The 15,285-nt window shown below is 62.8% G+C and carries 12 protein-coding genes; 1 reads left to right on the top strand and 11 read right to left on the bottom strand.

All coding sequences use genetic code 11. The annotated features are described in order from the left end of the window. Nucleotides 1-9: 9 nt before the first annotated feature. On the bottom strand, nt 10-603 hold the full coding sequence (locus tag MUM_RS0104050; protein WP_010167237.1) for an aminodeoxychorismate/anthranilate synthase component II: 594 nt from the start codon (nt 601-603) through the stop codon (nt 10-12). Between the two features lie 411 nt (nt 604-1,014). Here MUM_RS0104050 and estP point away from each other — a divergent pair, with 411 nt between their 5' ends. Further along, nucleotides 1,015-2,937 (top strand): esterase EstP, encoded by a 1,923-nt coding sequence (gene estP, locus MUM_RS0104055; RefSeq protein WP_010167241.1) that lies wholly within the window; start codon nt 1,015-1,017, stop codon nt 2,935-2,937. Between the two features lie 138 nt (nt 2,938-3,075). On the opposite strand, the gene trpE is transcribed toward estP, so the two are convergent. The 10 genes from trpE to MUM_RS0104105 form a co-directional block, all read right to left on the bottom strand. Further along, nucleotides 3,076-4,557 carry an anthranilate synthase component I gene (gene trpE / locus MUM_RS0104060; protein ID WP_010167244.1) on the bottom strand — a complete coding sequence of 494 codons (1,482 nt, stop codon included), beginning with the start codon at nt 4,555-4,557 and terminating at the stop codon, nt 3,076-3,078. A 68-nt stretch (nt 4,558-4,625) separates the two neighbouring features. Further along, nucleotides 4,626-5,444: a phosphoglycolate phosphatase gene (locus tag MUM_RS0104065; protein WP_010167246.1), complete on the bottom strand. Its 819-nt coding sequence runs from the start codon at nt 5,442-5,444 to the stop codon at nt 4,626-4,628. After that, complete coding sequence (gene rpe, locus MUM_RS0104070; protein WP_008434441.1) at nt 5,441-6,115, bottom strand: ribulose-phosphate 3-epimerase; 675 nt, start codon at nt 6,113-6,115, stop codon at nt 5,441-5,443. Before rpe ends, MUM_RS0104065 begins: the two co-directional genes overlap by 4 nt. 84 nt (nt 6,116-6,199) lie before the next feature. Next, nucleotides 6,200-7,348, bottom strand: a complete 1,149-nt coding sequence (locus MUM_RS0104075) for an iron-containing alcohol dehydrogenase (protein ID WP_010167248.1) — start codon at nt 7,346-7,348, stop codon at nt 6,200-6,202. Nucleotides 7,349-7,544: 196 nt separating this feature from the next. Beyond that, nucleotides 7,545-8,369: an ABC transporter permease gene (locus tag MUM_RS0104080; protein WP_010167249.1), complete on the bottom strand. Its 825-nt coding sequence runs from the start codon at nt 8,367-8,369 to the stop codon at nt 7,545-7,547. A 13-nt stretch (nt 8,370-8,382) separates the two neighbouring features. Beyond that, on the bottom strand, nt 8,383-9,615 hold the full coding sequence (locus MUM_RS0104085; RefSeq protein ID WP_010167250.1) for an ABC transporter permease: 1,233 nt from the start codon (nt 9,613-9,615) through the stop codon (nt 8,383-8,385). 212 nt (nt 9,616-9,827) lie between these two features. After that, nucleotides 9,828-10,868, bottom strand: coding sequence for an ABC transporter substrate-binding protein (locus MUM_RS0104090; RefSeq protein WP_010167251.1), 1,041 nt, complete (start codon nt 10,866-10,868; stop codon nt 9,828-9,830). A 43-nt stretch (nt 10,869-10,911) separates the two neighbouring features. After that, entirely contained in the window at nt 10,912-12,024 is a 1,113-nt protein-coding gene (locus tag MUM_RS0104095; protein WP_010167252.1) for an ABC transporter ATP-binding protein, read from the bottom strand. 214 nt (nt 12,025-12,238) lie between these two features. After that, a complete protein-coding gene (locus MUM_RS0104100; RefSeq protein ID WP_003210977.1) occupies nt 12,239-12,868 on the bottom strand; it encodes a response regulator in 630 nt (209 codons plus the stop codon). Between the two features lie 25 nt (nt 12,869-12,893). Then, complete coding sequence (locus MUM_RS0104105) at nt 12,894-15,281, bottom strand: PAS domain-containing sensor histidine kinase (protein ID WP_010167260.1); 2,388 nt, start codon at nt 15,279-15,281, stop codon at nt 12,894-12,896. Between the last annotated feature and the right edge of the window lie 4 nt (nt 15,282-15,285).

The following is a 15,285-nucleotide window of genomic DNA, read 5'->3' on the forward strand; positions in this document are numbered from 1 at the left end:
AAAAAGTCCTTAGCGCGTGCCGCCGCTCTGCTTGAGAAAGTTAGCGAACAGCTCGAAGCCCTGCTCGGTCAGAATCGATTCCGGGTGAAATTGCACCCCTTCAACGTTCAATGTCTTGTGACGCAGGCCCATGATCTCGTCGACGGAGCCGTCTTCCAACTGGGTCCAGGCCGTCAGCTCAAGGCACTCGGGCAGGGTTTCACGCTTGACCACCAACGAGTGGTAACGGGTCACCGTCACCGGCAGGTTCAAGCCGTGGAATACGCCCTGGTCCTTGTGGAACACCGGGCTGGTCTTGCCGTGCATCACCTGGCGGGCGCGAACCACGTCGCCGCCGAACGCCTGGCCGATGGACTGGTGACCCAGGCACACGCCCAGGATCGGCAGCTTGCCGGCGAAATATTGGATGGCTTCGAGGGAGATGCCGGCTTCGGTCGGCGTGCACGGCCCCGGGGAAACGACGATGCGTTCCGGGTTCAACGCGGCGATTTGCGCCACGGTCAGTTCGTCATTGCGCACCACCTTGACCTCGGCGCCGAGCTCGCCCAGGTACTGCACAACGTTGTAGGTAAAGGAATCGTAGTTATCAATCATCAGCAACATGTGGGCTAAAACCTCTTGAATTCACTGACTTCTAATGACGGCCTTCCAAGGGAGTGACCCGCTGCCAGACGCACGTTCCGGTTGCCGGCGTTGGCCGGCAAGGGGCGTCAAACAGAGGGTGAAGAAGGCAAATCGGTACAGGTCCGGCGTGGCCGGTAGAGAAAAGTTAGGCGCGCCAACGCCAACGGGCGTGTGCCTTGACTACTCGCATCAAGAGTTTGCTGATGATCAACACGGGGAGGGTCTCATTCATACGTCCAAGCACAGTAACGTAGCCTCGCCAGCGGTGCAATATGGAGCCGCAAATACGGGGAAAACTGCCCGACCGATAATTGGCGTCAATTTTTCAGAACCCTTAGGAGGTCGCTACAGTCATAGTGCAGACAAAAAAATAAAAGCATGGACGGACTCATGACCAAAAAGCCCTACTTCGCCCCACTCGTCGGCTGCCTGTTAACCCTGGCCTGCTCCCAGGCGTTTGCCGCACCGTCGCCCTACTCGACCATGATCGTGTTCGGCGACAGCCTGGCTGATGCCGGGACATTCGCCGACCCTGGCGCCCCCGGCTCAACCTATCGCTTCACCAACCGCACCGGCCCGCAATACTTTGACGGCAGCGGCGAAAGCACCTCGCTGATTTCCTCGACGTTATTGGGCGGCAAGCTGGGGGTTGCCCCGGGCGACCTGAATGCCTCCACCTCGCCGGAGCGGGCCGCGCAGGGCCAGGCAGACGGCAACAACTGGGCGGTCGGCGGCTACACCACTCAGCAGATCTACGATGCCATCACCGGTAACTCCACCGTCACCGATAGCGACACCGGGCAAGTGTTGCGTACACGCCCCGGATACCTGGCATCAACGGGTGGCCGAGCCGACCCCAACGCGTTGTACTTTCTCTCCGGCGGCGGTAATGACTTCCTCGACGGCCTGGTCCTCAGCCCCGATCAGGCTTCGGCCGCAGCCGGGCGCCTGGCCAACAGCGCCCAGGCCCTGCAACAGGCAGGCGCCCGCTATGTGATGGTGTGGATGCTGCCGGACCTGGGCCTGACACCTGCGGTCAATGGCACGCCGCTTCAAGGCACCGTCAGCGCCTTGGCCGGCGTCTTCAACCAGACCCTGGTGCAGCGCCTGTCGCAGATCGATGCGCAAATTATCCCGCTGAACATTCCGTTGCTGCTCAAGGAAACCTTTGCCGACCCCGGGCGTTTTGGCTTTGCCACCGACCAGAACCTCAACCAGACCTGCTTCAGCGGCACCACCTGCAGGAATCCGGTGTATGGCGTGGGCGGCACCAACCCGGACCCGACCAAGCTGATTTACAACGACACCGTCCACCCCACCGAAGCCGGCCAGGTATTGATCGCCGACTACGCCTATTCGTTGCTCGCCGCGCCCTGGGAAATCACCCTGCTGCCGGAAATGGCCCAAGGCACCTTGCGCGCCCATCAGGATGAACTGCGCAACCAATGGCAAGCCGACTCCGGCAACTGGCAGGCGGTGGGCCAATGGCGCGCGATTGTCGCCGCCGGCGGCCAGCACCTGGACTTCGATGATCAAAACAGCTCGGCCAGCGGGGACGGCAGCGGCTACAACCTGAACATCGGCGGCAGCTACCGGCTCAATGACGAGTGGCGCGTGGGTGTGGCAGCAGGCCTCTATCGCCAGAGCCTTGAAGCCGGCGCCAGCGATTCGGACTACAAGCTCAACAGTTATATGGGCACCGCGTTCGCCCAGTATCAGGAAGATCATTGGTGGGCCGACGCCGCGTTGACCGGCGGCAAGCTGGACTTCGACAACCTCAAGCGCAAGTTCGCCCTGGGCGTCAGCGAAGGCACCGAGAAAGGCGACACTGACGGCTGGCTATGGGCCTTGAGCGCACGCGTTGGCTACGACATCGCCGAACCGAACAGCGAATGGCACTTCTCGCCGTTTATCAGCGCCGACTATTCGCGGGTCGAGGTGAAGGGTTATTCAGAGAAAGACGTGCGGTCTACGGCGTTGACCTTTGATGACCAACAGCGTGACTCCAAGCGTCTGGGGATCGGCTTGCAAGCCAACTACCGCGTCACTCCGCAAACCCTGGTGTTCGGCGAAGTGGCCCACGAGCACGAGTTTGAAAACGATACGCAGCGGGTAGGCATGTCACTCAACAGCGTGCCGGGGATTGATTTCAAACTGGACGGCTACACGCCACGCAGCAATTCGGATCGCTTGAACCTGGGAATCACCCACAAGCTGACCAAGGACCTCGCGTTGAATGCGGCCTATAACGTGAGAAAGGATGACAACTTTACCCAGCAAGGGGTGAGTGTCGGGGTGAGCCTGGATTTCTGAGGCGATCTTAAATCCCTCACAAAACAACTGTGGGAGCTGGCTTGCCTGCGATAGCGGTAGATCAGTCAACTAATCTGTCGACTGTCACACCGCCATCGCGGGCAAGCCCGGCTCCCACATTTGGATCGAGATCAGCAATTAGCCCTGCGGGGTCTGCTCAGCCAACGCCACCGCCCGGAACATCGCCCGGCGCTTGTTCAGCGTTTCTTCCCATTCCAGGGCCGGCACCGAGTCGGCCACAATCCCGCCGCCCGCCTGCACGTGCAGCTCGCCGTCCTTGATCACCGCCGTACGGATCGCGATCGCGGTGTCCATATTGCCGTTCCAGGCGAAATACCCCACCGCCCCGCCATACACGCCACGCTTGACCGGCTCCAGTTCGTCGATGATTTCCATCGCGCGAATCTTCGGTGCGCCCGACAAGGTGCCCGCCGGCAGGATCGCCCGCAGTGCATCCATCGCGGTCAACCCGGCCTTCAGCTCACCGGTGACGTTGGACACGATGTGCATCACGTTGGAGTAACGCTCGATCACCATCTTCTCGGTGAGCTTCACCGAACCGATTTCCGAGACACGCCCGGTGTCGTTGCGACCCAGGTCGATCAGCATCAAGTGCTCGGCGATTTCCTTGTCGTCGCTCAACAGGTCCTGCTCCAGCGCCAGGTCAGCCTCTTCGGTCGCACCGCGAGGACGCGTGCCGGCAATCGGGCGCACGGTGATCAGGTTGTCTTCGACCCGCACCAGCACTTCCGGCGAACTGCCCACTACGTGGAAGTCGCCAAAGTTGAAGAAGTACATGTACGGCGTCGGGTTGAAGCAGCGCAGCGCCCGGTACAAATCAATCGGGGCGGCCTTGAAGTCGATGGACATCCGTTGCGACGGCACCACCTGCATGCAGTCACCGGCAAGGATGTATTCCTTGATGGTATCGACCGCACGCTCGTAGTCATCCTGGGTAAAGCTGGAGCGGAACACCGGGTCCGCCGCCGGCGGACGGCTGAGGTCCAGGCCACGGCGCGGGGTGATCGGCTGGCGCAGTTTTTCCAGCAGCGCTTCGAGGCTGGCCTGGCCTTGCTCGAAGGCATCGGCCTGGGACGGATCCGCCAACACAATCGCGTGCATCTTGCCGGCAAGGTTGTCGAACACCACCACCGCGTCGGAGACCATCAACAGAATGTCCGGCACGCCCAACGGATCGGGGTTCGGGCACTTGCCCAGGCGTTTCTCCACGTAGCGCACACAGTCGTAGCCGAAGTAACCCACCAGGCCGCCGTTGAAACGCGGCAGGCCGGCGATGGTCGGTACGTTGTAGCGCGCCTTGAAATCCTCGACGAAGGCCAGCGGGTCTTCCACGTCGTGGCTTTCGATTTCGACGCCATCCAGGGTGATGCTCACATGGTGATCATGTACGCGCAGCACCGTGCGGCACGGCAGGCCGATGATCGAATAACGGCCCCATTTCTCGCCGCCCTGCACCGACTCCAGCAGATAGGAGTTGGGCTCATCGGCCAGCTTCAGGTAGATCGACAGCGGGGTGTCGAAGTCGGCCAGGGTTTCGCAGGCCATGGGGATACGGTTGTAGCCGGCAGCGGCCAAACGCAGGAATTCTTCGCGGATCATGAGGTGCCTCGTGGCGTGAGGGTCTAACGGTCAGGTGTGCAAACGTGCCGCAGCGCGGCCAGGATCAGTCAGGCGCGCCAACGCCAGCGGGCCAGGGCCTTGATGACTTTCATCCAGAGTTTGCGAGTGACCACCACGATGGGATTTCCAGAAGGGGATGGAACAGCGTCGGGCAACGTTATCTCAGCGCCCGCTCCCAAGCAACCGGGGATTAACAGGCGCAGGTCATCAATCACCAGCGCCGGGGATTCTTCGGCGATCGGCCGGCCATGGTTGTAGCCATAACTCAAGGCCACGCACTTGACCCCCGCCGCCTTCGCCGCCAGCACATCGCTGCGCGAATCGCCGACAAACAGCGATTGGGAGGCCGGGATATTGGCCATTTTCATCACGAAGAACAGCGCCGCCGGGTCCGGCTTCTTCTGCGGCAAGGTATCGCCACCGATAATCCAGCGGAAATACCGGCCGATCTTCATCTGGTCCAGCAGCGGCGCGACAAAACGCTCCGGCTTGTTGGTGATCAGGGCCATTTCCACACCCTGTTTGTGCAGCCACTTCAGGGTGTCGCGCACACCGGGATAGACCACGGTCAGCTCGTGGCCGTTTTCATACGCCACGTTGAACAGCTCAAGGGCATGCTCGGCCTCCACCTCATCGACACCCTCGGCGTCGATGTTGTTGGCCAGGGCCCGGCGTACCAGCATCTGCACGCCGTTGCCAACCCACTCGCGCACCGACTCGACACCCGCCGGCTTGCGACCGAGCTTGAGCAGCATGGCGTCCACCGCAGCCGCCAGATCCGGCACGGAATCGATCAACGTACCGTCCAGATCGAACATCACCAGCCGTGGCAGTTTGCCGGGGAATAGCTGCTCAAAGCCGCTCATGGACGCGCCAGCGCCAGTTCTGCACGCATCTTGGCGATCACTTCCTGATAATCCGGCGCGTTGAAGATCGCCGAGCCGGCCACAAAGGTGTCGGCGCCAGCGGCAGCGATTTCGCGGATGTTGTTGACGTTGACGCCCCCGTCGATCTCCAGGCGGATATCCCGGCCCGACGCATCGATCAGCGCCCGCGCTTCACGCAGCTTGTTGAGGGTACCGGGGATGAACTTCTGCCCACCAAAGCCCGGGTTGACGCTCATCAACAGGACCATGTCGACCTTGTCCATCACGTACTCAAGCACGCTCAGCGGGGTGGCCGGGTTGAACACCAGGCCGGCCTTGCAACCGCCCTCGCGGATCAACTGCAGGGTGCGGTCCACGTGCAGCGTGGCTTCCGGGTGGAAGGTGATGTAGGTCGCGCCGGCTTCGATGAAGTCGCCGACGATGCGGTCCACCGGGCTCACCATCAAATGGGCGTCGATAGGCGCAGTCACGCCGTATTTACGCAGGGCGGCGCAGACCATCGGACCAATGGTCAGGTTCGGCACATAGTGGTTGTCCATGACATCGAAGTGAACGAAGTCGGCACCGGCGGCCAACACGTTGTCCACTTCCTCGCCCAGGCGGGCGAAGTCGGCGGAGAGAATCGATGGAGCAATGACGAAGGGCTGCATGACGCACCTTTTTTGAGCTAAATCACGATGGCGCGCATTGTATACCTCATGCTTTGCCGCGCGCACCGTGACCTCGCTCAATGGTTAGAACGCTGCCCGGTAGATTTTCTCGATATCCGCCGCGCTCAGCTTGCGCGGATTGTTGCGCATCAACCGCTCGATCCCCGCCGCTTCTACCGCCATGGCCGGGATCGCGTCCTCGGGCACACCGAAGCTGCGCAGCCCTGACGGGATCTCGACTGCGGCACACAGTCGCGTCATCGCATCGACGGCCTGGTCGGCGGCATCCACCGCACTCAGCCCCGTTACATTCACGCCCATGGCCTGGGCAATCTCCTGCATGCGCTCCACGCACGCCAGCTTGTTCCAGTGCATCACGTAGGGCAGCAGCAAGGCATTGCTCACGCCGTGGGCGATATTGAAGCGCCCGCCCAGCGGATACGCCAACGCATGCACCGCGCCCACGCCAGCATTGCCGAACGCCATGCCGGCCATCAGGCTTGCGGTGGCCATGTCGTCACGGGCCTGCAGGTTGGCGGGGTTGGCGTAGGCCTTGGGCAGCGCCTTGGCGATCAGCTTGATCGCGCCGATGGCCAGTGCGTCGGTAATCGGCGAAGCATTCAGCGACAGGTAGGACTCAACGGCATGCACCAGCGCGTCCACACCACTGGCGGCCGTGACGCTGCGGGGGCAGGTCAGGGTCATTTGCGGGCTGATCAGGGCCACGTCCGGCAGCAGGTAATCGCTGACGATGCCTTTTTTCAGCTGCGCGACCTTGTCCGACAGAATCGCCACATTGGTCACCTCCGAACCGGTGCCGGCGGTGGTGGGAATCGCGATCAGCGGCGGGCCTTTGCGTGGCACCTGGTCGACGCCGAACAGGTCGGCCAGGGCACCGTGGTAACCGGCGTAGGCCGCGACGCTCTTGGCGATGTCGATGGCACTGCCGCCGCCGACGCCGATCAGGCCGTCATGCCCGCCTTCGCGGTAGACGCGCATGCAATCTTCGACGATGGCGATTTCCGGGTCGGGCAGCACGCGGTCGAAAATTTCATAGGTCCGTTCGCCCAGGTGTTCCAGCGCCAGCCCCACGGTACCGGACTTGACCAGCGCCGCGTCGGTGACAATCAGCGGGTTGTCGACATCCAGCCGCGTCAGCTCGGCGGCCAGTTGCTCGATGGCACCTGGGCCGGTGAGCAGTTTGTGGGCGATCTTGAATGAGGAAGTACTCATGTGCGCGGCCTCTTATCAGTTATGGGCTGGCACAAGAGTAGCTTCAGATTGCAGGTTGTCAGCCATTCAGCAGCTGAATGGCACGTTCCCTGTGGGAGCTGGCTTGCCTGCGATAGCATCAATTCGGTGCAACTGAAAAACCGAGTCGCCCGCATCGCAGGCAAGCCAGCTCCCACATTTAACCGAGAGTCGGCCTTTAGACTTGGGCCGTACGCAGTTTCTCGCTGCGCCCGCGCAGCCATTCCAGGGTCAGCAACAGCACCACCGAGAAGGCGATCAACAAGGTCGCCGCCGCCGCAATGGTCGGGCTGAGATTTTCGCGGATACCGCTGAACATCTGCCGGGGCAACGTCGCCTGCTCGGGCCCGGCGAGGAACAGCGTCACCACCACTTCATCGAACGAGGTGGCAAAGGCAAACAGCGCACCGGAGATCACCCCCGGTGCAATCAACGGCAAGGTCACCCGGCGAAACGCCGTCAGCGGGGACGCGCCCAGGCTTGCCGCCGCCCGCACCAGGTTATGGTTGAAGCCCTGCAAGGTTGCCGACACAGTGATGATCACAAACGGCACGCCCAACACCGCGTGCACCACGATCAGCGAGAAGAAGCTGTTGCCCAGGCCCAGCGGCGCGAAGAACAGGTAACTGGCCACGCCGATAATCACCACCGGCACCACCATCGGCGAAATCACCAGGGCCATTACCAGTGCCTTGCCGGGAAAATTCCCGCGCGTCAGGCCAATCGCCGCCAGCGTGCCGAACACCATCGCCAGCACCGTCGCCGCCGGGGCGACGATGATGCTGTTCTTCAGGGCGCGCATCCACTCCGCCGAACCGAAGAAGTCCTGGTACCAGTGCAACGAGAAACCTTGCAGTGGGTACACCAGGAAACTTCCACTGTTGAACGACAGCGGGATGATCACCAGCACCGGCAAGATCAGGAACAACAGGATCAGGCCGCAGAGAATCCGCAAGCTGTAGAACCAGACCCGTTCCACGGGGGACATATAAGGGCTCAGCATCGCAACGGTCTCCTCAGCTCAGGCGCAGGCGGCTGGCGCCTACCAGCCAGTTGTAGATCAGGTACAGCACCACGGTAGCCAGCAGCAGCAAGCCGCCCAGGGCCGTAGCCATGCCCCAGTTGATGCTGGTGTTGGTGTAGAAGGCCACGAAGTAGCTGACCATCTGGTCGTTCGGGCTGCCCAGCAAGGCCGGGGTGATGTAGTAGCCGATCGCCAAAATGAACACCAACAGGCAGCCGGCGCCGACGCCCGCGTAGGTCTGCGGGAAGTACACGCGCCAGAAGCTGGCGAACGGGTGGCAGCCCAGTGAAATCGCCGCGCGCATATAGGTGGGCGAGATGCCTTTCATCACGCTGTAGATCGGCAGAATCATGAACGGCAGCAGGATGTGCACCATGGAGATGTAGACCCCCAGCCGGTTGAACACCAGCTCCACCGGTTTGTCGATCAGGCCCATGCCCATCAGCGCACTGTTGATCAAGCCGCCGGACTGCAGCAACACAATCCAGGCCGCCACCCGCACCAGCACCGACGTCCAGAACGGCAACAGCACCAGGATCATCAGCAGGTTGCTTTGCCGCGCCGGCAGGTTGGCCAGCAGGTAAGCCAGCGGGTAGGCCAGCAGCAGGCAGCACACGGTGATGACCAGGCCCATCCAGAAGGTACGGGCGAAGATGTCGAGGTAGATCGCCTGGTCCGGCGTGGCCGGGGCGATTTCGCCGAGGTCGTCGATGCGATGATCGACGGCGGCCAGCAAGTAATAAGGCGTGAGGCTGCTGGTGTTGCGCCGGATCGCCTGCCAGTACGCCGGGTCGCCCCAGCGTTCGTCGAGGTTTTCCAGCGCTTCTTTATAGGAGGCGGGCGCTTCGGTAAACGGCAGCGCCCGCGCGGTTTTCGTCAGCAGGCTGCGATAGCCCGCCAGTTCCATGTTCAAGCGTTTTGAGAGGTCGCCCAGGGTCGAGTTTTTCCGGGCTTCGCCCAGGTCTTCGCTGATGGCCTGGTACACCGGCTCGCCGGGCAGGCCACGACCGTCCCAGGCCGTCACCGCCACCACCGTGCGCGGCAGGCCGCCCACCACTTCCGGGTTGCCGACGCTTTTGTACAGCAGCGCCACAATCGGCACCAGGAACACCAGCAGCAAAAACACCACCAGCGGCGCGATCAAGGCCTGGGCCTTCCAGCGGTTGAGCCGCTCGGCACGCGCCAGGCGCTGTTTCAGGGTGGGGCTGGGAATGGCGATGGCCATGGCGAACTCCGGATCGTAAAAAAGAATGCAGACCTGTGAGGGCCCATACCTGTGGCGAGGGGGCTTGTCCCCCGTTGGGCTGCGCAGCAGCCCCAGTAAAGCCACCGCGGTTTTTCAGGCTGACCGCGGTGGCTGGTTTCAGGGCCGCTTCGCAGCCCAACGGGGGACAAGCCCCCTCGCCACAAAAAGCCCATTCACCCTGGGTGTGGTGGTTACTTGGCCGCCCACGCGTTAAAGCGCTGCTCCAGTTGCTCACCGTTATCCGCCCAGAAGCTCACGTCGATCTGAACCTGGTTGGCGATATTCTCCGGGGTTGTCGGCATGTCCTTGAGGATGTCCTTCGCCAGCAACGGTACCGCCTGGGTATTGGCCGGGCCGTAGGCGATGTTTTCCGAGTAGGTCTTCTGCTGCTGCGGCTGCACCGAGAAGGCGATGAATTTCTTCGCCGCGTCGGCACGGTCTTTCGCCAGGCCTTTTGGAATCGCCCAGGCGTCGAAGTCGTAGATCCCGCCGTTCCACACCACTTTCAGGTTGCTTTCTTTCTGCACGGCAGCGATCCGGCCGTTGTAGGCAGAACTCATCACGACGTCGCCAGAAGCGAGGTATTGCGGCGGTTGGGCGCCCGCTTCCCACCACTGGATGTACGGCTTGAGCTCATCGAGCTTCTTGAACGCACGGTCCTGGCCATCTTTGCCGGCCAGCACTTTGTACACATCCTTCGGTGCCACGCCGTCAGCCATCAAGGCGAATTCAAGGGTGTACTTGGCGCCCTTGCGCAGGCCGCGTTTGCCCGGGAATTTCTTGGTGTCCCAGAAATCTGCCCAGCCGCCTGGCGGTGCTTTCAGTTTGTCGGCGTTGTAGGCCAGCACGGTGGACCACACAAAGAAGCCCACGCCACACGGCTGGATCGCGCCCTTCACATAGTCGCCCGGGTTGCCGAACAGTTTCGGGTCCAGGGGTTCGAACATGTCTTCGTCACAGCCACGGGAGAGCTCCGGCGACTCGACTTCCACCAGGTCCCAGGACACGCTCTTGGTGTCGACCATGGCCTTGACCTTGGCCATTTCACCGTTGTACTCGCCGGCGACGATCTTGCCGTTGCCCGCGCTTTCCCACGGGGCGTAGAAGGCCTTGACCTGCGCCGCCTTGTTCGCGCCACCGAAGGACACGACCGTCAAATCGGGGCCTGCCATGGCCTGTGTCGCGCCCATCAAGCTCAACGCCAGGGCCGAATATTTCAGGGATCTCAACATTGTTGTTCTCTCCACGTGCGAGGTTGGTGAAGCAAGGGGGCGATCAATTCGCCTCTAGAAGTGGGTCGAGTGCGCGAACGTGCTCGACTTGCCAGCCAATCGGTACCACGTCGCCGACCGCCAGGGCTGTGTCCAGCTCGGCGATTGGTTGTTTCACAAAAAAATCGGACTTGCCGCAGACCTCCAGGCGCACCCGCACGTGGTCGCCCAGGTAGATAAATTCCGCCACGCGCCCGGAGAAGCGGTTGACGCAGCTCTCGCTGGAGCCATTCAGGCTGACGCGCTCCGGGCGTACCGACAGGGTCACCGGGCCGCCGACCTGGCCGACGTTCACCGCCAGTGCCTCGACCTTCTCGCCGCGCGCCAGCTCGACCACGCAGCGGTCGCCGGTGTGGCTGTGCAGGCGGCCATTGAGGCGGTTGTTCTCACCGATGAAGTTGGCGACGAAGGTGTTTTTCGGTTCTTCGTACAGGGTGCGCGGCGCGGCAATTTGCTGGATCTCGCCCTGGTGAAATACCGCCACCCGGTCGGACATGGTCAGCGCTTCGCCCTGGTCGTGGGTCACGTACACCACGGTGACGCCGAGGCGCTGGTGCAGGTGCTTGATCTCCATCTGCATGTGTTCGCGCAGCTGCTTGTCGAGGGCGCCGAGGGGTTCGTCCATCAGCACCAGCTGAGGTTCAAACACCAACGCACGGGCCAGGGCCACACGTTGCTGCTGGCCGCCGGAGAGTTGCGCCGGGTAGCGCTGGGCGAAGGCATCGAGCTGCACCATGCTCAGCACGCGCTTGACCCGCTCGCTGATGTCGGTCTTGCTCAGGCCGCGCACCGAGAGCGGAAACGCCAGGTTCTCGGCGACGGTCATGTGCGGGAACAACGCATAGTTCTGGAACACCATGCCGATGTCGCGTTTGTGGGGCGGCACGTTGTTGATGGAGCGACCGGCCAGCTGGATCTCGCCGGCGGTGGGGGTTTCAAAACCGGCGAGCATCATCAGGCTGGTGGTCTTGCCCGACCCGGACGGCCCGAGCAGGGTCAGGAACTCGCCCTTGCGAATCTCCAGGTTGAGGTCTTTGACGATCAGGTTCTCGCCGTCGTAGCTCTTTTGCACGCCACGGAAGCTGACCAGCACATCATTTGAATCCACCTCGCTCATACCCGCACCTTTTTGTTTTGGACTGCCATGGAACAAGCGTAGTCCTACCGCAAGGCCCCGCAAATCGGGGGCCCGGAGAGAATGGCATCAGCAATATGGAAGGTTTGGGGTAGGGATTGCCCTACACGGATGGCGGGGAGGGGACAGTGCGACAGCCACAGGTCGCAGGAATGGGTTTGTTGTGCTCGCGGGGTGGTCGCAAACAGGTATGCGCCTATAGAAGCTTATGCTCCATGGCGTACTTCACCAGTTCCGCCAGGGAGGTAATGTTGAGTTTTTGCATCAGGCGCGCCTTGTGGGTGCTGATGGTCTTGCTGCTCAACGCCAACTGCTGGGCGATGTCGTTGACGTTGGCGCCCTGGGCCAGGCGCTCGAATACCGAGAACTCGCGCTCCGACAGCAGCGAGTGCAAGGGCCGGGAGTCGGTGAGGCCGACTTCGAAGACCATGCGGTCTGCCAGGTCCGGGTCGATGTACCGCCCACCCGCCGCGACCTTGCGGATTGCCGTCAACAGCAGCGCCGGGTCGCTGTCCTTGGTGGCATAACCGGCAGCGCCGACCTTCAGCGCGCGGGCGGCCATTTGCGCCTCGTCGTGCATCGACAGCACCAGGATCGCCGGTGGATTGTTCAGCGCACGAATCCGCGGGATGGCTTCCAGGCCGTTGACGCCCGGCATCGAGATGTCCAGCAACACCACCTCGCAGGGCACATGGCGCAGGGTTTCCAGCAACTGCTCGCCATTGCTCGCCTCGCCCACCACCAGCAGGTCCTTGGCCAGGCCGATCAGTTGCTTGATGCCTTCGCGAACGATGGTGTGGTCTTCAGCTACCAGTACACGGATCACAGTGGATGTCCTCTTCTTTTGGTTATCAATCCAGCGGCACCGTCACGCTCAGGGTGGTGCCCTCGCCCACTTCGCTGTCCAGGCTCAGGTGCCCGCCCATGATCAGCACCCGCTCGCGCATGCCCACCAGGCCAAACGACACCGGGCGCCCGGGCGCCTGCACAAAACCTGCGCCATCGTCGCTGATGGTCAGCCGCAGGTGTGCACCCTCCACCACCAGTGTCAGCTCGACAGTATGCGCCTGGGCATGGCGCATCACATTGGTCAGCGCCTCCTGCAGGATGCGGAACAGGCCGATGGCCTTGGCGTCGCTCAGCACCGGCAGGTTGTCCGGCACCTGCACCAGGCAGGGAATCTGGGTGCGGGCCTCGAAACGCCGGGCCTGCCACTCGATCGCCGAGGCAATCCCGGCATCCAGGATCGGCGGGCGCAAAGCAGTCGCCACATCGCGCACCAGCTGGAACAGCTGGGCAATCAGGCGCTTCATACTGTTCAGGCGCTCGTGCAGGCCGGGGTCCAGTTGCGCGTAGCTCAGCTCACACATCGAGGTTTCCAGCTTGAGCACGGTGAGCATCTGCCCCAGCTCATCGTGCACTTCCCTGGCGATGCGGGCCTTTTCTTCCTCGCGCACGGTTTCCAGGTGAGCAGACAATTCACGCAGTTGCGCGCGGGAGGCATCCAGCTCCAGTTCGATGCGCTTGCTCTCGCTGATGTCCCAGACAATCCCGTCCCACACCACGGCGCCGTCGTCCAGGCGCCGGGTCACGGCCTTGATGTCGGCCCAGCGCTGCTCGCCCAGGCGGGTCAGGATGCGGCCCTGCCAGGCCCAGTTGCTCTCGGTCTCGATGGCCTGGTCCTGGGTGCGGTGATAACTGGCGCGATCATCGGGATGCACCAGGCTGCGAATGCCCATGGCCGGGTGGCTGAGCACCTCGGGGGCGTAACCCACCAGGCCCTCGCTGCCCTGGCTGATATAGGCGAACTCGATCGCTTCACTGTGCGGCAAGCGCTCCAGGCGAAACACCAGCCCCGGCACGTTGGCGGCAATCCCTTGCAGGCGCGCTTCACTTTCCTGCAAGGCCGCGAGGGCCCGGCGGCGCTCGGTGACATCGTTGAGGTAGACCACCAAATACTCGCCTTCGGCAAAGCGCAGGAAACTCAGGGACACATCCGCCGGCAGCACACTGCCATCGGCGCGCAGGCAATTGGTCGCAAAACTCTGCGGCCCGTCTTCACTGGCCCGGGCGCGCTTCCACAAGTTGAGCCAGCGGTCCATGGTCAGCGTCGGGTCGAACTCGATCAGCGGCCGCTCGATCAACGCGCCGGGGGCGTAGCCGAGCATGGTTTCTGCCGCCAGGTTGGCGTAGCGCACATGGCTGTCCCAATTGACCCACAGGATGCCGACGGTGCTTTGGTCGATGGAGAACTGCGTCAGGCGCAGGGCTTCCGCACCGGCGGCGCGGGCGGCGCTTTCTTCCCGGGCGGCCAGCAGGTTGTGTTCCAGCCCGCGTTGCTGGCGGCGCTGCCAGAACACCACGGCCAGGCTGGCCAGTAACAAGAGCCCCAGCAACAGAGTGAGGTTTTGCCAGAAGCCGGGGGACTCGGTCACCCGCGGGTATTTGGGTTGCAGCCAGCGCGTGTGCAGTTGGTCGAGGTCTCTGGCGGGAATCGCACGCAAGGCGCTTTGCATGATGTCGGCCAGTTCCGGCCAGTCGCGTCGCGTTGCCACCCGCAGCAACTGCGGCAGGCCGATGTCGCCCACCACGGCGAGGCCGGCGAACTCGGTTTCGCCAGACAAACGGCTCAATTGCGCCTCGTCCACCACCGCGTACCGTGCTTGCTGGCTCACCAGCAGTTGCAGGGCCTGGCGCTCCATGGGCACGCCTTGCAGGTTGAGGCTCGGGTAGGTGCTGCGCAGGTAATCCGCCACCGCGCTGGGCATGCGCACGGCGACGCGGGATTGGTCGTCGAGTTTCTCCAGGTCAACCGCCGTGCCGCCATCGCGAACCCCGACGATGTGCTGGGGCACACGCATATACGGGTCGGAGAACAACCACAGGCGCAGACCGGCCGGGGTTTGCAGCAGGCCGGGGGCGAGGTCGACCTCGCCGTCACGCACCGCCGCCTCCAGTTGCTCCTGATTGGGGAAGTTGCGCCAGGTCAGCTCGATATCCAGCGCCTTGGCCAGCCATTGCATCAGCTCGACGTTGGCCCCGGACAGCCGCTGCAAACGCCGATCGTATTGGGCATAAGGCGCCTGCAACACCAGGCCGACCCGCAGGTCCGGGTGCTGGCCCAGCCATTCACGCTGGCCGGCATCCAGCTGCGCCTGGTGAGTGGCAGGCGCAGGCACCGCGCCCGCAATCAAGGGAAAGCATAAACAGCCGATAACCAGCAGGTAGCGAAAACCCATGATC

This window comes from Pseudomonas sp. PAMC 25886, assembly GCF_000242655.1.
In the GTDB taxonomy this organism is placed as follows: Bacteria; Pseudomonadota; Gammaproteobacteria; order Pseudomonadales; family Pseudomonadaceae; genus Aquipseudomonas.